This is a genomic window from Candidatus Pacearchaeota archaeon (assembly GCA_038874355.1).
Lineage (GTDB): Archaea > Nanobdellota > Nanobdellia > Pacearchaeales > GW2011-AR1 > JAVZCO01.
The window spans coordinates 459,626-485,474 of sequence record JAVZCO010000001.1 but is presented as its reverse complement, the minus strand read 5'-3'; the positions used below and the strand labels follow the sequence as shown (position 1 = coordinate 485,474).

General features: G+C 24.0%; 25 protein-coding genes. 7 read left to right on the top strand and 18 right to left on the bottom strand.

Annotated elements, in window-relative coordinates; genetic code table 11:
• The first annotated feature begins 61 nt into the window (after positions 1-61).
• From QW117_02915 to QW117_02900, 4 genes are all read left to right on the top strand, one after another.
• Positions 62-703, top strand: a complete 642-nt coding sequence (locus QW117_02915) for an Era-like GTP-binding protein (protein ID MEM3405895.1) — start codon at positions 62-64, stop codon at positions 701-703.
• A gap of 36 nt (positions 704-739) precedes the next feature.
• Positions 740-1,129 (top strand): DUF2073 domain-containing protein, encoded by a 390-nt coding sequence (locus QW117_02910; protein ID MEM3405894.1) that lies wholly within the window; start codon positions 740-742, stop codon positions 1,127-1,129.
• A 66-nt stretch (positions 1,130-1,195) separates the two neighbouring features.
• On the top strand, positions 1,196-1,618 hold the full coding sequence (locus QW117_02905; protein ID MEM3405893.1) for a Zn-ribbon containing protein: 423 nt from the start codon (positions 1,196-1,198) through the stop codon (positions 1,616-1,618).
• A gap of 18 nt (positions 1,619-1,636) precedes the next feature.
• Positions 1,637-2,878, top strand: coding sequence for a hypothetical protein (locus tag QW117_02900; protein MEM3405892.1), 1,242 nt, complete (start codon positions 1,637-1,639; stop codon positions 2,876-2,878).
• Between the two features lie 4 nt (positions 2,879-2,882).
• On the opposite strand, the gene QW117_02895 is transcribed toward QW117_02900, so the two are convergent.
• From QW117_02895 to QW117_02870, 6 genes are all read right to left on the bottom strand, one after another.
• The gene (locus QW117_02895) at positions 2,883-3,656 is read right to left on the bottom strand and encodes a helix-turn-helix domain-containing protein (GenBank protein ID MEM3405891.1); all 774 of its coding nucleotides are present in this window, start codon (positions 3,654-3,656) and stop codon (positions 2,883-2,885) included.
• A gap of 166 nt (positions 3,657-3,822) precedes the next feature.
• Positions 3,823-4,191: a hypothetical protein gene (locus tag QW117_02890; protein ID MEM3405890.1), complete on the bottom strand. Its 369-nt coding sequence runs from the start codon at positions 4,189-4,191 to the stop codon at positions 3,823-3,825.
• A gap of 66 nt (positions 4,192-4,257) precedes the next feature.
• Entirely contained in the window at positions 4,258-5,217 is a 960-nt protein-coding gene (locus tag QW117_02885) for a presenilin family intramembrane aspartyl protease (GenBank protein MEM3405889.1), read from the bottom strand.
• A gap of 10 nt (positions 5,218-5,227) precedes the next feature.
• Entirely contained in the window at positions 5,228-7,117 is a 1,890-nt protein-coding gene (locus tag QW117_02880) for a beta-CASP ribonuclease aCPSF1 (protein ID MEM3405888.1), read from the bottom strand.
• Positions 7,118-7,175: 58 nt separating this feature from the next.
• Complete coding sequence (locus tag QW117_02875) at positions 7,176-7,430, bottom strand: hypothetical protein (protein MEM3405887.1); 255 nt, start codon at positions 7,428-7,430, stop codon at positions 7,176-7,178.
• Positions 7,431-7,477: 47 nt separating this feature from the next.
• A complete protein-coding gene (locus QW117_02870; protein MEM3405886.1) occupies positions 7,478-8,131 on the bottom strand; it encodes a proteasome subunit beta in 654 nt (217 codons plus the stop codon).
• Between the two features lie 105 nt (positions 8,132-8,236).
• On the opposite strand from QW117_02870, the gene QW117_02865 reads away from it, so the two are divergent.
• Positions 8,237-11,098, top strand: coding sequence for a chromosome segregation SMC family protein (locus QW117_02865; GenBank protein MEM3405885.1), 2,862 nt, complete (start codon positions 8,237-8,239; stop codon positions 11,096-11,098).
• A gap of 42 nt (positions 11,099-11,140) precedes the next feature.
• On the opposite strand, the gene QW117_02860 is transcribed toward QW117_02865, so the two are convergent.
• Entirely contained in the window at positions 11,141-12,349 is a 1,209-nt protein-coding gene (locus QW117_02860) for a hypothetical protein (GenBank protein MEM3405884.1), read from the bottom strand.
• A gap of 145 nt (positions 12,350-12,494) precedes the next feature.
• On the opposite strand from QW117_02860, the gene QW117_02855 reads away from it, so the two are divergent.
• Entirely contained in the window at positions 12,495-12,872 is a 378-nt protein-coding gene (locus tag QW117_02855; GenBank protein MEM3405883.1) for a DUF2080 family transposase-associated protein, read from the top strand.
• 70 nt (positions 12,873-12,942) lie between these two features.
• On the opposite strand, the gene QW117_02850 is transcribed toward QW117_02855, so the two are convergent.
• The 4 genes from QW117_02850 to tuf form a co-directional block, all read right to left on the bottom strand.
• A complete protein-coding gene (locus QW117_02850; protein MEM3405882.1) occupies positions 12,943-13,494 on the bottom strand; it encodes a hypothetical protein in 552 nt (183 codons plus the stop codon).
• Positions 13,495-13,531: 37 nt separating this feature from the next.
• Positions 13,532-14,737 carry a DNA primase DnaG gene (dnaG, locus tag QW117_02845; GenBank protein MEM3405881.1) on the bottom strand — a complete coding sequence of 402 codons (1,206 nt, stop codon included), beginning with the start codon at positions 14,735-14,737 and terminating at the stop codon, positions 13,532-13,534.
• A gap of 280 nt (positions 14,738-15,017) precedes the next feature.
• On the bottom strand, positions 15,018-15,560 hold the full coding sequence (locus QW117_02840; protein ID MEM3405880.1) for a hypothetical protein: 543 nt from the start codon (positions 15,558-15,560) through the stop codon (positions 15,018-15,020).
• A gap of 141 nt (positions 15,561-15,701) precedes the next feature.
• Positions 15,702-16,985 carry a translation elongation factor EF-1 subunit alpha gene (gene tuf / locus QW117_02835; GenBank protein ID MEM3405879.1) on the bottom strand — a complete coding sequence of 428 codons (1,284 nt, stop codon included), beginning with the start codon at positions 16,983-16,985 and terminating at the stop codon, positions 15,702-15,704.
• 124 nt (positions 16,986-17,109) lie between these two features.
• On the opposite strand from tuf, the gene QW117_02830 reads away from it, so the two are divergent.
• On the top strand, positions 17,110-17,787 hold the full coding sequence (locus QW117_02830; protein ID MEM3405878.1) for a hypothetical protein: 678 nt from the start codon (positions 17,110-17,112) through the stop codon (positions 17,785-17,787).
• A gap of 320 nt (positions 17,788-18,107) precedes the next feature.
• On the opposite strand, the gene QW117_02825 is transcribed toward QW117_02830, so the two are convergent.
• The 7 genes from QW117_02825 to QW117_02795 are packed head-to-tail and all read right to left on the bottom strand — an operon-like array spanning position 18,108 to position 25,849.
• A complete protein-coding gene (locus QW117_02825; GenBank protein MEM3405877.1) occupies positions 18,108-20,297 on the bottom strand; it encodes an elongation factor EF-2 in 2,190 nt (729 codons plus the stop codon).
• A 56-nt stretch (positions 20,298-20,353) separates the two neighbouring features.
• Entirely contained in the window at positions 20,354-20,944 is a 591-nt protein-coding gene (gene rpsG, locus QW117_02820; GenBank protein MEM3405876.1) for a 30S ribosomal protein S7, read from the bottom strand.
• Positions 20,941-21,171, bottom strand: coding sequence for a hypothetical protein (locus QW117_02815; protein ID MEM3405875.1), 231 nt, complete (start codon positions 21,169-21,171; stop codon positions 20,941-20,943). Before QW117_02815 ends, rpsG begins: the two co-directional genes overlap by 4 nt.
• A gap of 1 nt (position 21,172) precedes the next feature.
• Entirely contained in the window at positions 21,173-21,421 is a 249-nt protein-coding gene (locus tag QW117_02810) for a hypothetical protein (protein ID MEM3405874.1), read from the bottom strand.
• Position 21,422: 1 nt separating this feature from the next.
• A complete protein-coding gene (locus tag QW117_02805) occupies positions 21,423-21,845 on the bottom strand; it encodes a 30S ribosomal protein S12 (GenBank protein MEM3405873.1) in 423 nt (140 codons plus the stop codon).
• Positions 21,846-21,889: 44 nt separating this feature from the next.
• Complete coding sequence (locus tag QW117_02800) at positions 21,890-22,309, bottom strand: NusA-like transcription termination signal-binding factor (protein ID MEM3405872.1); 420 nt, start codon at positions 22,307-22,309, stop codon at positions 21,890-21,892.
• Between the two features lie 15 nt (positions 22,310-22,324).
• Positions 22,325-25,849 carry a DNA-directed RNA polymerase subunit A' gene (locus QW117_02795; GenBank protein MEM3405871.1) on the bottom strand — a complete coding sequence of 1,175 codons (3,525 nt, stop codon included), beginning with the start codon at positions 25,847-25,849 and terminating at the stop codon, positions 22,325-22,327.

The window sequence follows — 25,849 nt, the reverse complement described above, 5'->3', positions numbered from 1 at the left end:
AAATAAGATATATTTAAAAACCTAAAAATTTTGAAATTTGAATAAAAAAGAGAAATTAAAAATGGTAATAAAAATAATAAAAAATTTTTTTAAAAGAATACTTAATAACATTTTTAGGAATAGAAGAGAATTAAAATTAGGTTTTTATGGCCCTCCTAATGCAGGAAAAACAAGTTTAGCAAATAGAATCTGTAAAGATTGGACTGGTGAAGAATTAGGAGAAGTTTCAAAAATACCGCATGAAACAAGGAAAGTACAATTTAAAGAAAAAGTAGAAATTAATTATAAAAATAAGAAGATGATTTTTAAATTAATAGATACTCCGGGAATTGCAACAAGAATAGATTATGAAGAATTTTTGAAGTATGGTTTAAAAGAAAAAGAAGCTCAAAAAAGAGCAAAAGAAGCAACTCAAGGAGTAATAGAAGCTATACAATGGTTAGATGATATGGACTTAGTTGTTGTTGTTTTAGATGCAACACAAAATCCTTACAGTCAAGTTAATATAACAATTATAGGAAATTTAGTAGCTAGGAAAATTCCTGTATTAATAGTAGCTAATAAGATCGATTTAAAAAAAGCAGATATAAAGAAAATTGAAGCAGCTTTTCCAGAGTACGAAGTTGTTGGAATATCAGCAAAATTTGGTACAAACATAGAAGAATTTTATGAAGCATTATTTAGATTATTAAAAAAATTATAATTATGAAAAATAAGAAAAAATAAAAATAAAAATAAAATGGCAGCGAAAATTGCTGGACTAACAATAAGATTTATCACTTATAGTGAATTAGAAAGATTGCCAAGTCAGGAAAGAATAAAAAAAATTCTTGATTTAATCTTAGAAAACAAAATTGTTATTTTGCAAGGAAGACTTTCTCCTATAGAAGAATCATCTTTAATTCAAAGTACTATGGCTTTAGCTGGAAGAATAAAGGGATTTAAAGGTGTGGAATTAGCTGTATTAACACCAACAAACGAAAATAAAGGATTTTTTGATAGATTAAGAAGTAACTTAGCAAATGTTATATCTAAAGGAAGGGAAGGTTTAACAATTATAGGGCCTGCTACAATTGTTAAACAAATTAAAAAAGATCCTAGTAAAGTCGAGTTAATGTTAAGAAAATAAAAATTATATAAAATAATAAATTTCTTTTACAATAAGTTTTTATATACTTATTTCTAACATATATTTATGCATCAATGTGTTCATTGCGGAACTTTATATCCTGATGGAAGTAAAGAATTACTAGAAGGTTGTTCTAAATGTAAAAGTCATTTTTTCTTTTATATCAAAGATGAATATTTTAGAAAATTAGAAGAAGAAAAAAAATTGCCCTTTCAACAAATAAATGAAAAAGAAAGAGAGAATATAGAAAAAGATATAAGAGATATTATCGGGATAAAAGAAGAAGAACCAGTTATTTTAGAAATAGAATCCATAAGAGTTATAAAAAAGGGGAAATTTGAATTAGATTTGACAAAAATATTAAAGAAGAACTTACCAATTATATATAAAATAGAAGAAGGTAAATATATTATAGATTTATCTAATTTAAATCAAGCGAATATAAAAGCAAAAAAACAAGTTAAAAAAATAATTTTTATCTATTTATAAAAAATTGATTAATAAAAAATGAAAAATTTGAAACCTATACTAAAAGAGATAAAAAAAGAAATTTTATTAGAAAAAGAAAAACAAAAAGAGATAAATGAAAAATTATCATTATTTATAAAAATATTAAAAAAACATAAGATAGATTTTTTTGTAGGAGGAAGTATAGCAAAAGATACAATAATAAAAAAAGAAAAATATGATATAGATATTTTTTTAAGATTTAAAAACGAAAGAGAAATAAAAAATAAATTTAATAAAATAATAAAAAATATAAAAAAGAAAACAAAATTTAAATGCCAAAAAATTCATGGTAGTAGAGATTATTATAATTTTTATTATGATGATATAATTTTTGAAATTGTTCCTACAATAAAATTGTCTTCCCCAAAAAATGCGAAAAATACAACAGATCTTAGTTATTTTCATGTTTCTTATGTAAAAAACAAAATTAAAAAAAATAAAAAATTAGCAGAGGAGATAAAATTAGCTAAAAAGTTTGTATTTGCTTCTGGTTATTATGGAGCAGAATCTCATATTAAAGGTTTTTCCGGGTATGCTATAGAGTTATTAATAATCTATTATAAAACCTTTAAAAATTTTATAAAAAACATAGCAAGTTCGGATAAAAAAATAATAATAGATATAGAAAAATTTTATTCTAATAAAAAAGAAATTCTTAATGAGATTAATGAGTCAAAAATCCAATCTCCCATAATATTAATAGATCCTACTTTTAAAGAAAGAAATGTAACATCTGCTTTATCTAAAGAAACTTTTAAAAAATTTCAAAAATATTGCAAAAATTTTTTGGATAATCCTTCAAAAGACTTTTTTTCATACGAAAAAATGATAAAAAAAAGAATAAATAATTTAGAAAAAAAGAAAGCAATTAAAATTTTAATTAAAACTTCTTTTCAAGAAGGGTCTATAGCTGGAAGCAAATTATTAAAATTTTACCAATTTCTTAATAATTGTTTAAAAAAATATTATAAAATAAAAGATAAAGATTTTTTTTATGACAATAAAAAATCCGCTGTTTGCTATTTTGTATTAAAAAAGAAAGATAAATTGTTAATAAAAGGTCCACCGATTAATAAAACAATGAATGTTATTGCATTTAAGAAGAAGCATAAAAAAACTTTTATAAGAAAAGGCGTAATTTACGCTGAAGAGAAAATTGATATGGATTTAAAAAAAATAATAAATAGTAAAAAAAAATTTATGAAAGAAATTGGGATAAAAAGTATAAAGATATTATAAACCTTTATTTGATTCCTAATTCGAAAAGATGCGCAAGTGAAGATGAAAAAAATGACGAATTTAACCATATAGCAATTTCTTTTTCATTTTCTTCCCTTTCTTTAAGTAAGAATAAAACTTGTTCTTTATCTATTATAAAAAATGTAAGTTTTATATTTATATAATAAAATTTTATTTTAAATTTTGATTCTAATTCTTTTAATTTTTCTTTATCCCCATTAACTGCTATTTTTAATCTTATTTTTTTATCCATCTTATTAAATAATTCCTTATACATTTTCTCTTTTTTTAATAATTCTTCTTCAGTTATAGATATTAAAACTTCTTTATTTGCATTATCTATTAATTCATAAATATGGGAATAAATATTATTTTCTCCTTTTATAGCAGAACTTACTTCTTTATTTTTAATAAAATTTTTAGAAGATTTATGTAATAGTTCAAGTTGTTCATATTCTTTAGTTCCTTTTATATTGTTAAGAATATTTATTCTTTCCTCTGCTTCTTTTTTTGTTAGCTTTTTTAAATTTTCAAGAACATTTTTAGGTTTAACAGCAATAAATTTAATAGGTTTACCTATTTTTTGTATTACATACCCTTGTTTTTCTAAAGATTCTAATATATCATATGTTCTGCTCCTAGGAACACCAGATATTTCAGAAATCTCTCCAGCAGAAGCTATACCTTTAGCTAATAAAGCAAGCCATACTTTAGCTTCATAGCTGTTCAAACCAAAAAAGCTTCTTACTTTTTTTATTAAATCATTGTTTAATGTCATCTGAATCTTAATGATTTAAATTTAATTCTTTATTTTTCTTATTTTTAATTTAAAAATTTTTATTTATAACTACTTATAAGTAAGAATAAGAAATATTACTTTATAAATCTTTCTTTTTTGTTACTATTAAGTAGATAATAAAGAAATTAATTATAGAACTATATTTTTAATAATCCCTTTGTTTTTTATATTGTTTATTCTTTACTATATCATAACAACAATTTCCTAAGTTAGAAGTATAGATTTTTCTTCTAAAAGGACATTTATTTTCATCTAAAAAATTATATAAATCTTTTAAACAATCATATAATACTAAACGATCTAGATCTTTTATTTTTTTTCCACGATATTTACATTTTTTATATTTTTCTTTATTAAGAATATCTTTAATATTGTAATAAAATTTTTCTAATAGATTAAGTTCATTAATTATAAAAATTAATAGAAAAATAAAAATGATTCTATTTACAAAAAATATTCTTGCTAATTTTTCTATATAAAATTCTGGAATAATATTTATATTTTTATTTATCATTTTTGATATTTTTTATATAAGAAAATTTAAAATAAAAGAATTATTTATAAATTTTATTGTTTTATATCATATAAGGGAAAAATATCTTAATATATTAACTAATAATAAACCTAATAAACACCCTATTGTTAAAAAAGGCATTGCTGGATAAAATTTTCCTTTTTTTGCCATAAAAAATAAGAAAAAAAGAGAGATAGTAGAAAATAAAACAATAATCAAAGCAGATAAAATTCCAAAACTCTTTAATAAAACTCCAGACATGATTAATGGAAAAATAACATCCCCACCACCTAAAATTCCAATTTCTATTTTTATTTTTTTTATTTTCCTTTTTCTCTCTTTTTCTAATTTTAATTTTTTTAACATTTCTCTTTCTTTATCAGATTTTCTAATATAAGGAACAAAAAAGCCTCCAAAAACTTTTACATGATTTATTTGATATTTTGCCATTTTTTGCATAAAACCACTATACCATACTGCATATATATCATATATAGAAATAAGCAATAACAGAAAAATTATCATATTCAAATTAAACATATAAACAAAAATTACTGCAATCCCAGGATAAATAAAAATTTCTGTTAAATTATGGATAAATATATTTCTTTTAAATACTTTAATATAAGCTAAAAATAAAGCAATAAAAAAAGCAATATATTGTGAATATTTTATTTTTAATAAAAAAGAATTAAAACTTATTCCTAGAGCAATCACAACTACAATAAAAAACCACATTCTCAAAAATATTGGTTTCTTAATTTTTATTAATAAAATTATAAGTAATACTGCAATTAAAAAAGATGTTAAAAAACTTGTAAAAGAGACTTCTGGTTTTTGTTCTTCTGGAATATTCATTCCATAAGGAATCTCTTTTTTTATAGTTATATTTTCAAAAGTATTTGTTGTTTTATTAAAAATTATTTCATTATGAGGTAAATAATTTTTTATTATAATTAAACCTACTATTTGAGTTAAAATAAACATTCCAAGCAAAATTAAAGTTGTAATAAGATTATGTTTCATTTTTTAAATTTCATTTTAATCTTATTGTTTCTAAATTTCTTGGAACTATTGTTTCTATCCTATTTATTTTATAAACAGTAGAAGCTAAATCTAAACATCTAGACGCTTCTCCATGATTTATTATTATTTTTTTTGGTTGTGGGTTTATGTTATTTATAAAAGCTAATAATTGATTTCTTCCAGAGTGTGCTGTTAAGCCATCAATTGTATAAACTTCTAAATTAACTTCTATAATTTCTTCTTTTCCTTCACTTAACATTTTTATTTCTTTTACACCATCTTGTATTTGTCTTCCTAAAGAACCTACTCCCTGATAACAAACAAATATTATTGAATTTTTTTTACTTGAAGCAAATTCTTTAAAATATTCTACTGATGCTCCTCCAACTAACATACCGCTTGTAGCAAGAACAATACAGCTGCCTCCTTCGATAACTTTTTTTCTTTCTTCACTAGAACCAACTCTAATAAAAATATCAGAAATAAAAGGATTTTTATCTTGAAAAATTGAATTTTTAACACTATTAGACAAAAAATCTGGATATGCTGTATGAATAGCATTTATATCCCAAATCATCCCATCAATATAAAATGGAATTTTTGGAAGTTCTCCTTTATTAACAGCATCTTCTATTATCAACATTGTTTCTTGTGCTCTACCAAGACCTAATTCTGGTATTAATACTTTTCCTCCTCTTTCTATAGTCTTTTTTATACATTCTATAAGTTGTTTTTCTGCTTCTTGTCTTTGAGGAAGAATATTTTCTTTTCCTCCATATGTAGATTCTATTATCATAGATTCTAATCTAGGAAAATTTGTAATAGCAGGATCTAATAATCTAGTTTTTCCATATTTCATATCACCACAATATAATAAATTATGTAAACCATTTCCTATATTTAAATGAATCATTGCAGATCCTAAAGTATGACCTGCATTATAAAAAGTAAGTCTCACATCCGGAGTTATATCTGTAACTTCATTATAATTTAGACATATAGAATGTTTAACCATTTCTTTTATATCACTAGAAGAAAATAAAGGCATTGCTGCTTTTTTATATGCAACACCTATAAAATCTAAAGCAAGTAAAGCTGCTAAATCTCTTGTTGGCATGGTCATATAACAAGGTCCTTTATAACCCATTTTGTATATATATGGTATTAAACCTGAATGATCAAGATGAGCATGACTTAATATAATAGCATCTATTTCTTCTAATCTTAATTCAGGAACATCTAAATAAGGAAATTTTTCAGAATTTGGAGCAGCAACATCAATACCGCAATCTAATAATATTTTTGATGTCGGGGTTTGTAATAAAATACAACTCCTTCCTACTTGTCTAGCTCCTCCAAGAAAAGTTACTCTAACCCATTCTTCTATTTTTTCATTTTTCCATTCTTTATAAATTTTTTTTCCAGTTTCATTTAAAAATTTTCTTCTATAATTGTTGTTTTCATATAAGACTTCTCTTATATTTTCTGTAATCTTACTCTGGATAGTAGAACTTCTTTGAACTTGCGGGGTCCAAAAAGTTTTTTTTGCTATTTCTTGTAATATAGCTCCCTGTTTTCCTATAACTAGTCCAGGTTTTTTTGCTTCAATTATAACAACACTTCTTTGTTTGTCAAAAATTATATTAGTTATTTCTGCTTCTTTAGGAACAATTTTTTTTATTTCCTTTTCTACTTCCTCTTCTTTTTTTAAAAGTTTTTTATCTGCTCTTAACTCTATTCTTTTTTTTATTTTATCTACTATCTCTTTTATTTTTTTATCTCCTTCTAAAAAAAACTTTTCATTATTAGTATATAAGACTATATTTGCACCTTCAAAATTTGCTTCACTAATACTATTCTTTGGAATATCTGATAAAATTTCTTTTAGTATATCTGCCATATTTATATATATTTTTATATTTTTTATTTTAGATAAGTACAATTATCAAATGTTATAATTATTTATTCTTTTTATAGTTTGGCAACCAAATTTTAAATTTTCCTAAACAATGATAATATATTTTTCTTAAAGATATTTCTCCAATATTCCCAATATAATAAAATCCATATTCTCCTTCTTTATCAGATAATTGTTTATATGTATAAATATCAGAAGAGAGAAGGGTATTTCTTAATCTTATATTCTTTTTTAAAAAAGATTCATCTATCTTCTTTTCTAAGCATTTATTTAAGATTTTCTTTTTTTGTGACATTTTATTTTATAAGATTAATTTTTTAAAAATAAATAAAATATATTATGTTATTTTAATTCTGCAATTATCTCTTTCTCAAATACTTTCTTTATTTCATTTTTCGTTATAGTAAAAATATCAATACCATACCCTGAACCAACATCTCTCTGAGTTGATGCTTTTAAACATTTTACTGCCAATTCTATTCCTTCTTTTGTTGTTATATCTTTTTTGTATTCTGATTCTAATATTCCTAAAATATATGGCATTCCAGAACCAAAATTAGCATCATAATCTTCTACTTTTAAAATACTTCCAGCTGGCTCTATTGTATATAACTCAAAAGAACCATCTTCATTATATCCTCCTATTAATATACCTACTACAGAAGGTATTGTAGAAAATTGTCTTATACTCCTAAAAGCAATCATAGATAAAAGATTAGCAGCTTCTTTTACAGTAGGTCTCTCTCCAGAATTATATTCTTTTAACTTTAATTCTGCTGATAATATTTTAGCCATAAACTGTGCATCAGAAACATTTCCACAAGTAGCAATAACTAAATAATCATTTATTTGGATTATTTTTCTTTCTGTTTTACTCATGACTATATTTCCTGCAGTAACTTGTCTATCGGCAGCCATTACTATTCCATCTTTGCATACAATTCCTAAAATACTAGTTCCTGTTTTTTTTATAACTTTTTTTATTTCTTCATCCATCTTAAAACAAAAGAAATTATAATTTAAGATGATTTAAGTATTTATAAAGTTTTCTATAATTTTTTTAAAAATTAAATTTAAATATCTAATTTATTAGTATTTTTTATGCCATATATAAAAAAATTGGTGATGAAAGGATTTAAGAGTTTCGCACAAGAAACTGAAATATTATTTAATAATGGAATGAATGTTATTGTTGGTCCTAATGGGAGTGGAAAAAGCAATATAACTGAAGCTATATGCTTTGTTTTAGGAAGAAAATCTGCAAAAAGTATGCGAGCAGAAAAATCTTCTAATTTTATTTTTTCTTCTGCACATCATAAACCAATGTGGGAAGCGTCTGTTAAAATAGTTTTTGATAATTCTGATAAAAAGTTTCCTTTACAAGAAAAAGAGATAACAATTGAAAGAATTGTAAGGAGAAATGGAATAAGTATTTATAAAATTAATAATGAAATAAAAACAAGACAAGAAGTTTTAGAATTATTGAGTAATGCTGATATTAATCCTTATGGGTTTAATATCATTTTACAGGGAGAGATAATGGATATTATAAAAATGTCACCAGAAGAAAGAAGAAGAATAATAGAAGAAGTAGCTGGAATATCTATATATGAACAAAGAAAAGAAAAATCTTTATTAGAATTAGAAAAAACAGATGCTAAACTTAAAGAAGCTGAAACGATATTAAGAGAAAGAATTTCTTATCTAAAAAAATTAGAAGAAGAAAGAAAGCAAGCATTAAAATTTCAAGAATTACAAGAAATGTTGAGAAGATGTAAAGCATCTATTTTAAAAAAAAGAATTGAGGAAAAAACAAAGAATATAGAATCTTTATCAAAAGAAATTAAAAAATTAGAAGAAGAAAAAGAAAAAATTAAAAGAAATTATGAGAAAATTCTTAAAAAGAATAACGAATTAGAAGAAGAGATTAAAAAAATAACAAAACAAATAGAGAATTCTTCGGGTATAGAAGGAGAAAAATTGTATAATGAAATAACTCAGATAAGAGCTAATATAAGTGGATTAGAAGTACAACTAAATAATTTTAAATCAAAATTAGAAGAAAACAAAATACGACAAGAAAAGTTAAAAGAAGAATTAATAATAAAAGAAAAAGAATTAGAAGAAATAAAAAAAGGTTCTACTTTTGATATAAAAGCAGAAGAAATTGAGAAGAAAAGAAAAGAAATAGAAAAATTAGAGAAAGAAAGAACAGAATATATAGAATTAAAAACAAAATTTAAACTATTAACTAATAATTTGGAACAAAAAAAGGATTTAATAGAAAAAATAAAAAATGAGATAAATTTTCTTTTTGAAGAAATAAAAGAAATAGAATTACAATTACAATATCATGACGAAAAAGAATGTAGAGAGAAAATCTTTAATATAAAAAATTTACTAGAAAACAAAATTAAGGAAGAAAAAAATAGTAGTGAAGAATTATTAAGATTAGAAAAAGAAAATTCTTCTATTTTAACAGAAATAAAGAATATAGAATCCATAAAAGAAGAAGTAAAAAAAATAGATAAAATATGTCCTTTATGTAAAAGTAAAATAACAGAAGAACATATAAAGAATATAGAAAAAGAAGCAGATGAAAAAATTTCTGATCTAAAAATAAAAATAGAAAAGAATAATACCATAATAGAAAAAATTAAAGAAAATATAATTTCTTTAAGAGAAGAAATTCAAGAATTAGGTATAAAAGAAAAAAAAGCGGAAATTGATCTAATAAAATTAATTTCAATAGAAGAAAAAAAGAGAATTATAAGAAATAAACAACAGGAATTAAATAATTTTGAAAAAGAAATTTCTCTATTGGAAACAGAAAAATTAAAAATAGAAAAAAAAATTAATGAAAAAAAAGATATAGAAGAAGTATATGATAACAAAATTTTAGAATTACAAGAAATATCTTCTAGGAGTGAAAAATCTTCGAATGTAGAATTAGAATTCAAGCAAATTGAGATACAAAAAATAAAAAATTCAATAAAACAAAGTGAAAAAGAAAAAAAAGAACTTGAAGAAGAATTAGAATATCTTCAAGAAAAAATTTCAGAAGAAAATAATAAACTATCTTTTATGTTAAAAAAAGAGAAAGAGTTTGAAGAAAAATATAAATATTTAATAAAAGTAAAGAATGATTTACAAAATGATTTATTAAAAAATAATAAAGACTTAGTAACATTACAAACAGAACAAAATAATAAAATAAATATAATAAATTCAATTAAAATAGAAAAAGCAAAATTAGAAGCTGAAAAAGAAAATTTTGAAAATGATCTTAATTTGTATAAAGAAGTACAATTTATAAATGGAAGTATAGAATTTCTAGAAGATAAGATAAAAAAATTAGAAAATGAAATTTCTATGATTGGTTCTATAAATATGTTAGCATTAAAAGAATATGATTCTGTCAAGAATTCTTATGATGAAATATACCAAAAGGTAGAAATATTAAAAAAAGAAAAAGAAGAAATAATAAAAATAATAGAAGAAGTAGATAAGAAAAAAATAAGAACTTTCATGAAAACCTTAACAACCATAAATGAATTAATGAATAGAAATTTTATGCAATTATCTAATAAAGGACAAGCATACTTAGAACTAGAAAATAAAGAAAATCCTTTTGAAGGCGGTTTAGAGATTACTTTAAAAATAGCGAAAGGAAAATATTTTGATGTATCTTCTTTATCAGGAGGAGAAAAATCTCTTGTAGCTTTATCATTAATTTTTGCAATTCAGGAATATAAACCATACCCTTTTTATATCCTTGATGAAGTTGATGCTTCCTTAGACAAAAGAAATTCTGAAAAATTAGCTTTTTTGATAAAAAAATATATGAAATCTGGTCAATATATAATAGTAACTCATAATGATGCTCTTATATCTGAAGCTCCAGTTTTATATGGAGTGAGTATGCAGGATGGTATAAGCAAAGTAATAAGTCTAGAAATTTAAAAATATAAAAATATAAAAAGAAAAAAATAAAAAAGAAAAAATTTAGTAGTAGCTTTCTTCTAAATTTTCTTTTATCAATGGCTTTTTTGTTAATAAGACAATAAGTACTATAAGCAGTATAACAAAAATTATTGCTAAAATTATTGTTAACATTGTTATATTATCAATACTTCTTTTTCCTTTTATAGCATTGGCATTAAATTCTACCGACTTTATAACATTTTCATTTTCTTTTATATTAACAACAAAACTATATTTACCTTCTTCTTTTGCTTTTACATTAAATTTTATTGTTTTACTTGTTTCTGGTGGAATTACAATAACAGATTCCTCTGAATCCACTTCCAAATTTTCATCTTTTTTTGTTTCTAATTGAAGAATGGCAATTTTTTTTGCAGCATTAACTATTATTAAATCATAGTTCGCAATTTCATTTATTGTTATTTCTTTACTTTTTATTGGAACAAAAAAACTTAAAGTTTCTCTTCCACCATAAACAAAAATTTCTTTTGTTATTTTTTTAGTTACTTCTTTGTTTTTTACTTCAATAGTAATTTTGTATATTCCTTGTTTTGCTTTATCTGGGATTTTTATATTTATTGTTTTTTGGATAGAATCCTGTTCATAGTCTTCACAATCTTCTAAACAATCTGTTGATTGTAAATCGTAAAGATAAACTTTTTTTTCTATACCAAGTTCTTCTGATGTAACAATAACAAACAGATCCTCTAATTCTTCATAACCTGTGTTCTTAATAACAATATTAATTGGTAATAAACTTCCAGCTTCTACAGTTTTTTCTATATCTACATCTAGAATTTTTATATCATAAGATTCTCTTTGTAATTTCAAGTTAAATTGTTCTTCTACATATCCGCTTTGTGTTTCAATTGAAACATACAATTTATATTCTTCTTCAGGTTCTATATCAGAAGGAATTTTAATGTATAAAGTTTCTGAATAAGTGCTTCCATTTACAATTCTTATTTTTCTTGATTTTATTTCGTCTTCTCCGCCAATCCAAACTTTTATTCTTGCATCACTTACATCTACGTTTGATGTAAAATGAACTGTTACCGGTAATGTACTCCCAGCAAATCCTGCATATACTACATTATCATTCGGTTGAATAGTCAATCCATTTATTACAATATCATTTATTGTTACATCAAGATTATCTGCTTTAACAAATGTAGTTAAACTTAATGCTAAAACAAAGGCCATTGTTATAACAAAAATTAAATTTTTCATTTTTTCTTCATTAAATTTATTTATTATTAAAATGATGTAATAATCATTTATAAATCTTTCGTCATTTTATAATAATATCTTTTATGTAACTACCAAAAAGTTTATAAAATGTTATAACATAGTTATAACATAAAAAATATGCAAGATGGAATTTATAAAAAGAACAATAAAGGTTGGGAATTCCGCTGGAGTTTTGTTACCTAAAAAATTACTAGGAGCTGAAGTAAAAATAATTGTATTAAAAAAACCTATCGATTATAAAAAAATTATTTTTAAATTTATTAACCCATATTTAGAAGAAGTTAAAGCTATTTGTCTAACCCAAAAAAATCCTTTAAATTTTATTGTGATAACGTTAAAAATTAAAAAGATTATAAAAAATTCTCAAATAAGAATAAATTTTGTTCCAGAAAGTATATTTTTAAAGGATTTTAAAGAAAAAAATATTTTAAGAGAAAAAATAAAAAAATCTTTAATAATATTGAATAAAGATTTTTTTAATAATCTAGAAAATTTTATTTAAAGAAATTAATAAAAACTTTTATTTTTATTCATTGATTTTAAAATTTCTTAAAATTTATTTTTATTTAAAATTATATAGGCCTTACTTCTTCTTGTATTGTTCCAAGATTTTTTATAATTATACCCCAAAGATTTTTAATTATTATGTTTTGGATATCTTCCTTTAATTTTCCACTACATTTATCAAGATTAGATTGTGGTTTTATTTTTTTATTTTGATTTAATAAAGAAATAGCTTCTTCTTTAGTTATATAACAATTCATCTCTTCTCCTACAAGATATTGTAAATCTTTTTTACCCTCTTTTATCATAAGTAATTTTACATTTATCAAACATCTTTTTTCATAATTTAAACAAAAACCTAATTTATTGTAAGATAAACATTTTTTTTCTATTCCATTTATTCTATATTCCCATGTCGCTTCTACAGAATCATCTAAATAATAACTTCTTTGGCAATTAATAACTGCTGAATTAAAACATGTATGGTCTTTACATTTATATTGATATTTAAAAGAAAATATTAGTAAAGATAAAAGAAGGATTATAATGCTTATTAATATTATAATAAAAATTTTTTTAAAATTAGAATTTTTTTCTTTTTTTATAACACCATTTTTCATAAAAGAAAAATACTATTTAAGTTTATAAATTTTTTTATCAAAAACTTAACAAATTTATATTTCCAGTTCCTGTAAAATTATTAGCAATTATTGTACCTATATTAAAATTTTCTGCAGTTTCTATTATCTTTCGTGTTGCTTTATCAATCATTAATATTGCTACTTCTTTCTTATAATTTTTTAATGATGAATATAATTTTTTAGAATTGATTTTTTTAATAATATTCAAATCATAATCTAACAAAATAATATTATTAGATTTTGATATCTTTCTTAATAATTGTTTTAATTTTTCTTTATTTTCTTCAATTTTTTTAAATAAATTTTCTTCTTCTATTTTTTCATTTTTTTTATTATCTCTTTTTTTTTCAAAAATTTTAGAAAAAGCCCTTTTTGGAATAGGGCTTTTTCTTTCTAAAGATTTTATTTTAGAAATAAATTCTTCACAAGGGATTTTCTTTCTTAAAGATTGTAAGATTTCTTTATCTGTTAATTGTTCAACTTCTTTTCCATCTGGAGCAAATGTAATATAATCGATATTCGCATTTTCTATAGCGTTTTTTGCTATTAAATAACCTCCTCTATCACCATCTAAAAACAAAGTTAAAATTTTTTCTTCTCCTAAATTTTTTATTTCTTTTGGAAGTTTAGTTCCATTCATTCCAATAACATTTTCTATCCCATTTTTTAATAAATTGATTACATCTGCTCTACCTTCAACAACAATTATTTCTTCTCCAGAAAGATCTCCAGCTGGTAATTTTTCTTCTCCATACTCTTTTAATTTAGAAATTTGTTTTTCAATATTAACTTTTTCTTTTATTTCTTTTGAATGAATAGAACTTTTTTCTAATTCTTCTAATAATGATTTTGCTCTTTCTAAAATGTATTCTCTTTTATTTTGCCTTACATCTTCAATTTTTTCTACTTTTATTGAAGCAATTGTTGGACCAATTCTTTCTATTGTTTCAATAGCAGCTGCAATTAAAGTTGTTTCTGTTTTATCTAAGGCTGATGGTATTTCAATTTTACCTATGGTTTTTCCATCTTGATTAGATAAATCAACTTCTATTCTTCCTATTTTTCCTTCTTTTTGTAGTTCTCTTAATTCTAAATCTTTTCCTAATAAACCTTCTGTTTGTCCAAATAAGGCTCCGATTACATCTGGTTTATCTAAAGCTCCTTCTGCTTCAAATTTAGCATAAATCATATACTTTATTGAAACTGGACTTATTTTTGCCATTTTACATTACCTCACTTTATTTTAATTTTATAAGAATAAATATTAGAACTTACAAATAATTAATTCATTTTTTTCTCATTTCAAAAAAAGCATGATAAATTAAAATTAATACTATTAATAAAAATTAATACACTATTATGTTCTAATATTTATTCTTATATTAACTAAGTATATATGTTTATAAATCTTTCCAAAAATGGTTTTTTAAATTAAAAAGGTTATAAAGAATTCAAAGATATTTTTTCTCCTTTTCTCTAAATAAAATTTAAAAAAGAATTTTTTATTTCTTCTCTTTTAAACTCATATATTCTCTAACTTTTCCTGTTTTTTCGTAAAGTTCTAATAACTTATTTTTTAAAAGTTCTTTTTCATTAGAATCTGTTTCTATACTATAAAGTTTTTCGTAAATTTTTAATGCTTTATTCCTTTCATTTCTTTTTTCATAAAACAAAGCTTGATTTTTATACATTTCTTTAACTGTTTTTTTTATTTTTTCTTTTTCAGAAGAATTTGCATTAGATAAAGCTCTCTTTAATATATCATCTGCGGTAACATAATCTGAAGCTTTTATCCACATTTCTACTTCTTTTAAATATGCCTCAATTTTTTCTTTAAATGTAACAGAAAGTTCAGCTAAAACTTCGTAATGTCTAGCAGCATTACTATACATTCCTTTATTAGCATATAATTCTGCTAACTTTTTTCTTACATATTTATTGACTTCAAGGGAATTTTGTTTTTTACTTATTTCTTCTAAATATTCTAATTTCAAAAAATCACTCATAGTTTTTAATTTTTCATCAATTTCTTGTATAGTAATCATATTCTTTATACAAAAATGCTATTTTTAAATTTTGCTATAATTTAAAAACATAAAATAAAAATATAAAAGAATAAAAAATAAAATAATAAAAACAATTCTATTTGTAGGACATATTTTTATATAAAAAATAAAAGATTAAAATTATTTTTTAGGAACAAGATCTATACAAACACCAGCAGCAACTGTTGCTCCTGCATCTCTTATTGCAAATCTTGCCATATGAGGATTATCTTTTTGTTTTTCTAATACAAGATTACCTTGAGGTTTTATTTTTACAATCGCTACATCTCCATTTTTTATATAATCTGGATTTTCCTGTATAACTTGCCCTGTTTTAGGATCCATTTTTTTCTGTATTTCAATAAATCTACAAGGAACTTGTGCTGTATGTACATGGAAAACAGGAGTATATCCTTTTGCAATAACTGTTGGATGATTAATAACAACAATTTGTGCTATAAATTCCTCTACTACAGGAGCTGGAGAATTTGCATCACAAATTACATCTCCTCTTGCAACATCCTTTTTTCCAACTCCTCTTATATTAATACCAACATTATCTCCTGCAATAGCTTCTGGTAATTGTTCATGATGCATTTCTATTGTTTTTATCTCTCCTGCAATTCCTTTTCCTGTTCTACCAGGTAAAATTATTACTTTTTGTCCTGGTTTCATTTTTCCTGTCTCTATTTTTCCTACAGGAACTGTTCCTATTCCTGTTATTTCATAAACATCTTGTATAGGCATTCTTAAAGGTAAATCAACAGGTTTTTGAGGTTCTGTAAATAAATCAAATTGTTCTAAAACAGTAGGTCCTTTATACCAAGGCATATTTGATGATTTCTTTACTATATTATCTCCTTTCAAACCACTCGCAGCAATAAAATTAACTTTGTCTGCATTTATTCCTACTGTCTTTAAAAGAACTGTTAAATCTTGTTTTAATTTATTATATTTTGCTTCATCATAGTTAACACTGTCCATTTGGTTTATTATAACTGCAATTTGTTCTACTCCCATTGTTCTTAAAAGCCAAAGATGTTCTTTTGTTTGTGGCATAATTCCATGTTGACAAGCTACAACAAGAAAAGCTGCATCTGCTTGACTTGCACCTGTAATCATATTTTTAACAAAATCTTTATGTCCTGGTGCATCAATTATTGTTATTTGATATTTTTGTGTTATTAATTTTTTGTAAGCAAGATCAATTGTAACTCCTCTTTCTCTTTCTTCTTTAACTTTATCCATAACAAAAGCAAATTCAAAACCAATTTTTCCATGTTTTGCTGCCTCTTCCTTCAATTTTTGCATTTCTTGTTCTGGTATTAATCCAGAATCATACATAAGTCTTCCTATACATGTTGATTTACCATGATCAACATGTCCTACAAAAACAACATTTAAATTTGGTTTTTCGTGTGCCATTTTATATTTATTTAATTTTAATAAAACTTAATAATAGATGATATTTAAAAAGGTTTCGATTTTTTAGAAAATTTTTTATATAGACTTAGTTTAAGATTTTTTAAACAATTAGCATTAGATTAAAATGCAATTAAAAACTAAAGAGTTAATTAATGAAAGAGCATTTTTTTTAATAAAAAATTTTAATGAAGAATTTAAAGATAGAAATCCTTATTGGGATAAAGGTCCAAGTAAATTTTTTTATGAAGAAATTATTAGTGCTCATAAAAATTATTGTATTGAAGATTTATTAAAAAGCAGAAATTTTCTTAAAGATTGTTATTCTTGCCTATCATCCTGGGGTTTGGATAAAATGGGTAGAAGAGGACCAAAAATGAAAGATTTTGAAGAATTTATAGAACAAATAAATAAATTTTCGGGATTGATAAAAATTTTAAGTTCGTATGAAGTAGGAAATCCTAAATCTATAAAAGCGCTATTCTCGTTATCTGAAATATTTCAAAATATTCAAGTTTTAGATAATAAAACAAAATTAGTTGCAAATTCAAAATTACTTCACTTTTTACTTCCCAATCTATCTCCTATTATAGATCAACAATATATTGTAAGATATTTTACTCAAAAAAATTTTAATAAAAAATCAATGTATATATTACAACCAAAAGATGAATTAGATTTTTTTCAGAAGATATTTAAAATTTATAATTCTTTAATTTATAAATACAGTTTACCAAGAAAAGGCTCTTTATTAGAAGTAGATAGAAGGATTGTAAACTATGTAAGAAAAAAATTAGTAAAATAAATTTAATCTCATCTTAATTTCTCCTGTTTCATCTCTTTTCTTATCTCTATCTTTCTTAAATTTTTATAAACAACAATATTCTTTATATTTCCGTATAGTTTTTCAGAACGAGATAAATTTAATTGAATAAGCAAAGTTGCTGTTCCTAATAATTTTTTCCCTTCTTCATAAATAACAAGAACATAATTTTTATCTGTAGTAATTTTATTAAAAATATTCTTTAATTTTTATTTATCTCTCTTTCTTTTAACGGGCTCAATTGATTTAATAAAAAAAGAATTTTTTCTAAATTTTCTAATTTCGCATTTATTATTTTAATTTTATTGATTTTCACTTAATCCTTTTCTATTTCTTATTTGTTTTATGTATTCTAATTGTAATGCAGTAGGAACTTTTTCAAATTTTTGATCACATAATGACGCAACACCTCTTCCTTCTGTTGCAGATCTTAAATCATTGCTCCATCCAATCATTTCTGCTACCGGTATTTTTGCTTTTATTGAAACACCAGATTCATCTTGGTTTACTTCTAATAGTTGTCCTCTTTTAGAATTAATTAAACCTGTAAGAGAAGATAAAAATTCTGTTGGAGCTTCAATCAAATAAATTTGAATTGGTTCTAATAAACAAGCAGCCCCATCTCTCATAGCAGAATAAATAGCATCTCTTACTGCTGGATAAACTTGCGCAGGTCCTCTATGGATAGCATCTTCATGTAATCTTATGTCTACAAGAGATATTTTCATTTTTGTGCAAGGTTCTCTTGATAATGGACCGGCATCACAAACTTGTTCGAATGCATCTAAAACTAATTCTATCACTTCTCCTATATGAACCTCTCCCTTCGTTTTATCAAGAAAAACATTTCCTTTATATATATCTCTATATTGTCTTATTTCTTCATTATCAACTCCAAGTTCTCTTAATTTATTTACTATATTATCGTCTCTCTTTTTTATTCTTACTTCTGGCAACTCTCCTGATTTTATAGCTTCATAAACATTATCTTCTAAAGGTTCTGCTGTAATAAAAAAAGAATTATGTTTGTTAGGAGATCTTCCTTCAAAAGCTTGAGATTTTTTTATTACAGTTTCTCTAAAAACTACTATAGGATTAGATGTTTTAACATCAACTCCTTTTTCTGTTTTTATTCTATTTTCAATAATTTCTAAATGGAGTTCTCCCATCCCTGAAATTAAATTTTCTCCTGTTTCTTCATTAATTTGTACTTTTATTGAAGGATCTTCTTTTGCTACTTTTCTTAAAACATCAATTAATTTTGGTAAATCAGAAGGCTTTTTTACTTCTATTGCTTTTGTTATTACTGGTTCAAAAATATGCTTCAATTCTTCAAATGGCGTTTCTTTATCTAAAGTTATTGTTTCTCCGGCTTCTCCTGTTATTCCTGCTATTGCAATAACATTACCACATTCTACTTCTTCAATTTGTTCTGGTTTTATTCCATTGTATATTAAAAGTTGTTGTATTCTTTGTTTTTGTTTTGCTAAATTTAAATAAACTTCTTGTCCAACTTGTAATTTTCCTGAAAATAATCTTCCGGCTGCAACTTCTTTTCCTGATTTTGGATCAATAACTACTCTTGTAATAACAAAGGCCGGTTTTGCATTAGGATCACAATTTAAAAGACCTTTACCAAAATCACTTTCTATATCACCATGCCATATTTTTGGTATTCTATATTTTTGTGCTTCTTCTGGATTTGGCAAATGTTTAACTACCATATCTAATAAAACTTCGTATAAAGGAGCATTTTTCCAGCACCATTCTTTTCTTTCTTCTTCTTTCATTTCATATATCTTTGAAATTTCTTTAAATGTTATTCCCTTCTTTTTCATAAAAGGAACTGACAAAGCCCAATTATCTCTTGCAGAACCAAAAGCGACACTTCCTTCTGCTATATTAACTTGCCATTTATTTTTATACTCCTCTTCTGCAATCTTTTTTATCAATTCATTAAAATTAATTACTATTTTAATAAATCTTTCTTGCATTTGTTCTGGTGTTAATTTTAATTCCTTTATCATTCTATCTACTTTATTTATAAACAAAATTGGCTTAACTCTTTCTCTAAGAGCCTGTCTTATTACAGTTTCTGTCTGTGGCATAATACCCTCAACTGCACAAACTAATACTATTGTACCATCTATAGCTCTCATAGCTCTTGTAACATTACCAGAAAAATCTACATGACCTGGAGTATCAATTAAATTAATAAGATATTCTTGACCTTGATATTCATGAACCATAGAAACATTTGCAGCATCTACTGTTAAAAGTCTTTCTTGTTCGTCCGCATGTTGCCAAGTAGCCATTCCTGCTTCTAAATCACCCGCATTTTTAGCAGCCATATAACCGCTAGCAGCTAATAAATTATCAGTTAAAGCAGTTTTACCATGATGTATATGGGCAGAAGTAGCAATATTTCTAATATTTTTCCTTTCTTTACTTAATCTTTTTATTTTTTCTAACTGAGTTTCTTTTTCTACCATTTTTTAGTTTGTTAAATTTTATTATTTTTAAATTTATCTAATTTTTAATAGAAGAATTATCTTGCGGAATCTGCTTGCTTTTCTAAATCATTTTTCTTTTGTACAGCAAAACTTTCTTGTATTATTCCTTGAGAAGCTGCTATTATTTCATCTGCTAATCCTTCTGCTAAATTTTTTTTCTTATTGAAAGATTTATCATAAGCTCCGTGAACTATATTTCTTAAGGCTAAACTTAATCTTCTATAAGGAGAAACATCTACTGCTACAGGATATCTGGCACCACCATACTCTATTGTAGTTACTTCGTCACAAGGAGCAGAATTTTCTATTGCTTTAATTAAAATTTGTATTGGATTTTGTTTAGTTTTTTCTTCTATTATCCTAAAAGCATTTAAAACAACTTTTGCATTCTTTTCGTACTTTCCAGATGCCCATGAAGTTTGAATTTTATGTTTTTTTCCTCTATGACCAGGAACACATAATAAATTTATTAATCTCTCAATTATATTAACTTCTGCCTTTTCAAATCTTCTTTTTTTTCTACCATGAGTTTTTACAACTAATTTTTCTTTTAAGTTTATATATTTAGATAACCCAGAATCATTCACCTTGATATTTTCTGTAGAATATAGGTCGAATATTTTCATTTTTCCCCTCTTATTTTTATTCCAATAACTTTATAATTATTAAAAACAGATAAATTTTCAATAATGTATTCTTTTCCAATTTTATTAAAATATTCAGAAACAATTTTATTAAACTCTGGAATTTCTTTTATTTCTTCTTCTCCATCAAATATACAAAAAGCAAATCCTCTTTTATTCATCATTCCTAAAGCTTCTTCTAATTTTTTATTTAAATTTTCTCTTTTCATTTTATTTTTTTATTTTTCCTATTATTATATGATATAATATATTTTTATAATTTTTTGAATTATTATTTAAATAATAAACTTTATACTCGTTACTTTTAAAATTAAATAAAATTTTTTTGTATATCTCTTTAGCTTCTTTCATTTTTCCAATAACTTCTATAATAATTTCCTCTTCATTTTCCAATTTTTCTTTTATTTCATTAATCAATTTATCTCCTTCAATTCTACTTATCAAATTTTCTTTTTTCATTTTATCTCCTACCCTTTTCTATCTTACCTTTCCACAAAAGTTTTAAAGGTTGATCATTAACTTTTATAACTTTAAATCTAACTCCTGGAATGTCTCCTTTACTCTTTCCTTGCTTACCTCCTATTCTTTCAACAATAACTTCATCATGTTCATCTATATATTTTACAGCTAAATTTCCCGGAACAAAAGCTATAACATTTCTTCCATTTTTTATTAATTGAACTTTAACACATTTTCTCATAGCAGAATTTGGCTGTTTTGCTTCTTTTTGTACTTTTTCTAGAACTATTCCTTTAGCTTGATTCTTTCCTTCTAAAGGATCTGCTTTTTTATAAAGATTTAGAGTTCTGACTTTATAATTTCTATCATGCCATCTAAATTTTTTTCTTCTCTTCATTAATTTTAAAGCATTTTTTAATCCCATCTTAACTTATTAAAAGTTAATAACTTTCTTTTTAAACTTTTTCCCTAAATTATTTGTAAATCAAGACCAAAAAAATTTTTTATTATTTCTTTCATTTCTTCTAATCTTTTTTTTTCTCTTCCAATCAAAATAGCTTTATTTTGTCTACTTCCAGCTTCAATTTTTATTATCCCATTTTCTATTATTATATTATTTATTTCTATAGGACTTATTAATTGTTTTATAAATTTAGGAGCATCTTTTAATTTTGATGTATAAGGAATTACTTTTATTTTTTTACCTATGACTTTAGATATTTCTTTTAAATTTTTTGAATTTTTTCCTATAGCTTTAAATAAATCTTTTTGTTTTATAACAAAAAAAACGATATTATTATAAAAAAAACAATCTTTACTTCTAACATTAGTTATTTTTTCAAAAATATTTAAATATCTTATTTTTTTTATATCAATTGTAGTTTTCATTTGGCATTAGAAAAGTTATTTTTCTTTCTGTTTATCTTTAGCTAAAGAACCTGTAATTTTTACCAATAATCCTGGTAATCCTGTTCCAACAGGTACTGGTTGATTTAACATTATATTCTCTGTTACACTTGCTAATTCATCTTTATTTCCTTTTATTGTTGCATTAACGAAATGTTTTATAGGAGTTTCAAATGAAGCTTTTGCTAAGATACTTGATTTTTCACTTATTATACCCAATCTTGTTGTACCTTTTATACTTCCTTTGTAAGTCATTGCATCTGCTACCATTTTTATATGTCTCTCATCAATATCTAGTCCTTGACTATTAACAACCTTTTTTATCTCATTTATTATAGCATTTCTTGCTGCTTCTATTCCAAATATCTCTTCTATTTCATAAATATTATTTGTTATTGTTTTTTCTTTATTAATCCCTTTTATTTCTAATATTTTCTTAAGATTTGTTCCTGCTGTAAGGATAACATAATTTTTATCTCTTTTTACAATTAATATTTGTGTTATTCCTGGAACACCAGATATAACACATTCTTTTAATTTTTCTTTTAATTTATAAAGTTCTGTAAAATTAAAATTAGGATTTGAAGTATATATAACTTCTTCTTTTAATTTAACTTTAAATCCTTTTTCGTTAATTCTTTCTATTATTTTTTCTATAGAAGAATGTATGCTTTTTATTTTTTCTTTGTCTAAATGAATTTCTATTTTTTTATCGGAAAAATTAATCTTTATCTCTTTTGCTATTTCTTTTAATTTGACTTCTTTTATTTTTTCTGCAATTACTCTTGCATCTTTTTCATTATTAAATTCATTTTCTAAATAAATTTCCATTTGAGGTGTTGACGGTAACTTTCTAGCATCAATTATTTCTATTAATCTTGGTAAACCTGTTGTTATCTGCATTTCCTGAACACCAGCAAAGTGAAATACGTTTAATGCCATTTGTGTTGATGGTTCCCCAAAAGATTGTGCTGTAACTAAACCAATAGCTTCTCCGGGTGAAATTTTTTTATTTAAGTGTAGAAGAGATACGTCTTTTCCGTCTTCACCATATTCAAATTGAACAATATTATCAGAAGCGTCTCTTACAGTCAAATCATATGCTATTTTAAAATCTTGTAGAGAATTTGCTAATCTTCTATAAAGATATCCGGATTTTGGAGTTCTTAATGCAGTGTCCATTAAAGAATCTCTTCCTGTCATAGCTCCGAAGAAAAATTCTATAGGTGTTAATCCTTTTTTATAATTTGAATAAATAAAACCTCTTGCTTTAGGTGATAAATCATTTTTCTTAAAAAAAGATAGTGTTCTGTTAGTGTAACCTATTTCAATTCTTTTTGCCCATAAAGATTGTTGGCCTATAACACATCCAACTTGAACAATATTGAGTATATTACCACCAGCTCCTGAAAGAATCATAATATTTACAGGTGAGTTTTTATCAAATTTTTCTTTGACAACTTTTCCTATTCTTGTTCTTACTTCATTTAAAGCTTGTATAATTTTTATTTCTCTTGATTCCTCTTTTGTTTTTCCAGGAATTAATTCAATTGTATCATTATAATAATCTTCTATATATTTATTTACTTTTTCTTCTGCTTCTTTTATTACAGACAAATTTGCTTTTTCAATTTCTTCATTTATTTTTAAATCTTCTATTCCTATAGAAAAGCCCTTCTTCATTAAATAACCAGTTCCTAATCTAAAGATTTTTTCTATTGTTTTTATAGTTTCTTCTCTTCCAACTTCTTTATCCAAAATTTTTATTAATGTTCCGTCTTCTAATCCAAAAGTATTTTTATCTATTAAACCACTTATTAAATTACCATTCTCTATTTTTAAATAGGAATTATAAGGACAATTTTGTTTCTTACATTTATCATAATAAGGACAAGAATCTCCTAAACAAGATTTTGTTTTTGTTTCGAAATTTATTTTAGGTAATATTTTAGAAAATATCTCTTTACCACTTAAATTTTTTTTAGATATTTTTTCTTCTTTATTAGATTTATATAATAATTGCATTGCAACATCTCTTTCTATTTCATCTTCTGAAGTGAGTAAATAATTTCCTGTTATAGAATCTTGTGCGCATCCAAATAAATTTACATTATTTTTGGGGGAAATTAAATTTTTACTTACTTCCAAAAGAATTTTTGCTTCTGCTTTTGCTTCTTCTGTTTGAGGAGAATGTACATTCATTTCATCTCCATCAAAATCTGCATTATATGGATGACAAACCGCTGGGTGTAATCTAAAAGTCTTGTAAGGAAGTACTCTAACAATATGTGCCATTATACTTGGTCTGTGAAGAGAAGGCTGTCTATTGAATAAAACTATATCTCCATCTTGTAAATGTCTTTCTACAATATAACCTTCTTTAAGTTCTTCTAATATTTCTTCTTTTAATTCTTTAGTAATTTTTTTTCTTTTTCCATCAGGTCTTATTACATAATTTGCAGAGGGATAAGAATCATTTTTTATTATTTCTTTTAATCTATTAATATTTAGAGAATTTACCATTTCTGGTACAGTTACTATTTCTGCTACTTCATGAGGAATACCTATTTCATTTATCTTTAAAAAAGGATCTGGGCTTATGACACTTCTACTAGAAAAATTAACTCTTTTTCCTGTAAGATTATGCCTTATTCTTCCTTCTTTTCCTTTTATTCTTTCTTCAATTGTTTTTAATGGTTGGCCAGATCTATGCCTTGCTGGAGGAATTCCGGCTATATTATTATTAAAAAATGTTGTAACATGATATTGAAGTAAATCCCATAAATCTTCAATAATAACTTCTGGGGCTCCTGCATTCAAATTTTCCCACAACCTTTGATTTGCTCTTATTATATCAGATATTTTATGAGTAAGATCATCTTCGCTTCTTTCCCCTGTTTCTAATGTTATACTTGGCCTTACAGTTACTGGTGGAATTAACAATAAAGTCAATACTGCCCATTCTGGTCTAAATACATTAGGATTTATTCCTACATATTTCAATTCTTCATCTGGTATTTTTTCTAAAATCTCCCTTATCTCATTAGGAAAAATTCTCTTTTTTCCTAACATAAAAGTAGTTGGCTTTTCTAATTTTATTTTTTCTTTTTCTGTTTGGCAATATGGGCATTTTTTAACATTTTTTGCTTTTTTTATTCTATCTGCTAAAGAATGTTTTTTTATATCTTCTTCCTTCAATAGAAATTTTCCGCAAAAACTACAATAAGATTTTAATATTATTTCTATTATTTGAATATAGTCTATATGAATAACAGGTCTTGCTAATTCTATATATCCAGGATGTCCTAAACACTCTTTTAAAGTTCCTCCACAGGTTCTACATCTAACTCCAGGATCTATCGCACCTAATCTTAGATCCATTAAACCTCCGTCTACAGGATAACCATCTACGTCATAAAGTTCTGGAGTAATTATTTTTGCCGCTGCTATTTTTTTTATTTCTTCTGGACTTAAAAGTTTAAATTGGATATTCTTTATTTGTTTTATTATTGGAGTATCCAT

What these genes read in the sequence shown, in the direction of transcription:
- QW117_02915 (MEM3405895.1), top strand. Translation starts at nt 62, where the DNA reads ATGGTAATAAAAATAATAAAAAATTTTTTTAAAAGAATACTTAATAAC.
- QW117_02910 (MEM3405894.1), top strand. Translation starts at nt 740, where the DNA reads ATGGCAGCGAAAATTGCTGGACTAACAATAAGATTTATCACTTATAGT.
- QW117_02905 (MEM3405893.1), top strand. Translation starts at nt 1,196, where the DNA reads ATGCATCAATGTGTTCATTGCGGAACTTTATATCCTGATGGAAGTAAA.
- QW117_02900 (MEM3405892.1), top strand. Translation starts at nt 1,637, where the DNA reads ATGAAAAATTTGAAACCTATACTAAAAGAGATAAAAAAAGAAATTTTA.
- QW117_02895 (MEM3405891.1), bottom strand. Translation starts at nt 3,656, where the DNA reads ATGACATTAAACAATGATTTAATAAAAAAAGTAAGAAGCTTTTTTGGT.
- QW117_02890 (MEM3405890.1), bottom strand. Translation starts at nt 4,191, where the DNA reads ATGATAAATAAAAATATAAATATTATTCCAGAATTTTATATAGAAAAA.
- QW117_02885 (MEM3405889.1), bottom strand. Translation starts at nt 5,217, where the DNA reads ATGAAACATAATCTTATTACAACTTTAATTTTGCTTGGAATGTTTATT.
- QW117_02880 (MEM3405888.1), bottom strand. Translation starts at nt 7,117, where the DNA reads ATGGCAGATATACTAAAAGAAATTTTATCAGATATTCCAAAGAATAGT.
- QW117_02875 (MEM3405887.1), bottom strand. Translation starts at nt 7,430, where the DNA reads ATGTCACAAAAAAAGAAAATCTTAAATAAATGCTTAGAAAAGAAGATA.
- QW117_02870 (MEM3405886.1), bottom strand. Translation starts at nt 8,131, where the DNA reads ATGGATGAAGAAATAAAAAAAGTTATAAAAAAAACAGGAACTAGTATT.
- QW117_02865 (MEM3405885.1), top strand. Translation starts at nt 8,237, where the DNA reads ATGCCATATATAAAAAAATTGGTGATGAAAGGATTTAAGAGTTTCGCA.
- QW117_02860 (MEM3405884.1), bottom strand. Translation starts at nt 12,349, where the DNA reads ATGAAAAATTTAATTTTTGTTATAACAATGGCCTTTGTTTTAGCATTA.
- QW117_02855 (MEM3405883.1), top strand. Translation starts at nt 12,495, where the DNA reads ATGGAATTTATAAAAAGAACAATAAAGGTTGGGAATTCCGCTGGAGTT.
- QW117_02850 (MEM3405882.1), bottom strand. Translation starts at nt 13,494, where the DNA reads ATGAAAAATGGTGTTATAAAAAAAGAAAAAAATTCTAATTTTAAAAAA.
- dnaG (MEM3405881.1), bottom strand. Translation starts at nt 14,737, where the DNA reads ATGGCAAAAATAAGTCCAGTTTCAATAAAGTATATGATTTATGCTAAA.
- QW117_02840 (MEM3405880.1), bottom strand. Translation starts at nt 15,560, where the DNA reads ATGATTACTATACAAGAAATTGATGAAAAATTAAAAACTATGAGTGAT.
- tuf (MEM3405879.1), bottom strand. Translation starts at nt 16,985, where the DNA reads ATGGCACACGAAAAACCAAATTTAAATGTTGTTTTTGTAGGACATGTT.
- QW117_02830 (MEM3405878.1), top strand. Translation starts at nt 17,110, where the DNA reads ATGCAATTAAAAACTAAAGAGTTAATTAATGAAAGAGCATTTTTTTTA.
- QW117_02825 (MEM3405877.1), bottom strand. Translation starts at nt 20,297, where the DNA reads ATGGTAGAAAAAGAAACTCAGTTAGAAAAAATAAAAAGATTAAGTAAA.
- rpsG (MEM3405876.1), bottom strand. Translation starts at nt 20,944, where the DNA reads ATGAAAATATTCGACCTATATTCTACAGAAAATATCAAGGTGAATGAT.
- QW117_02815 (MEM3405875.1), bottom strand. Translation starts at nt 21,171, where the DNA reads ATGAAAAGAGAAAATTTAAATAAAAAATTAGAAGAAGCTTTAGGAATG.
- QW117_02810 (MEM3405874.1), bottom strand. Translation starts at nt 21,421, where the DNA reads ATGAAAAAAGAAAATTTGATAAGTAGAATTGAAGGAGATAAATTGATT.
- QW117_02805 (MEM3405873.1), bottom strand. Translation starts at nt 21,845, where the DNA reads ATGGGATTAAAAAATGCTTTAAAATTAATGAAGAGAAGAAAAAAATTT.
- QW117_02800 (MEM3405872.1), bottom strand. Translation starts at nt 22,309, where the DNA reads ATGAAAACTACAATTGATATAAAAAAAATAAGATATTTAAATATTTTT.
- QW117_02795 (MEM3405871.1), bottom strand. Translation starts at nt 25,849, where the DNA reads ATGGATACTCCAATAATAAAACAAATAAAGAATATCCAATTTAAACTT.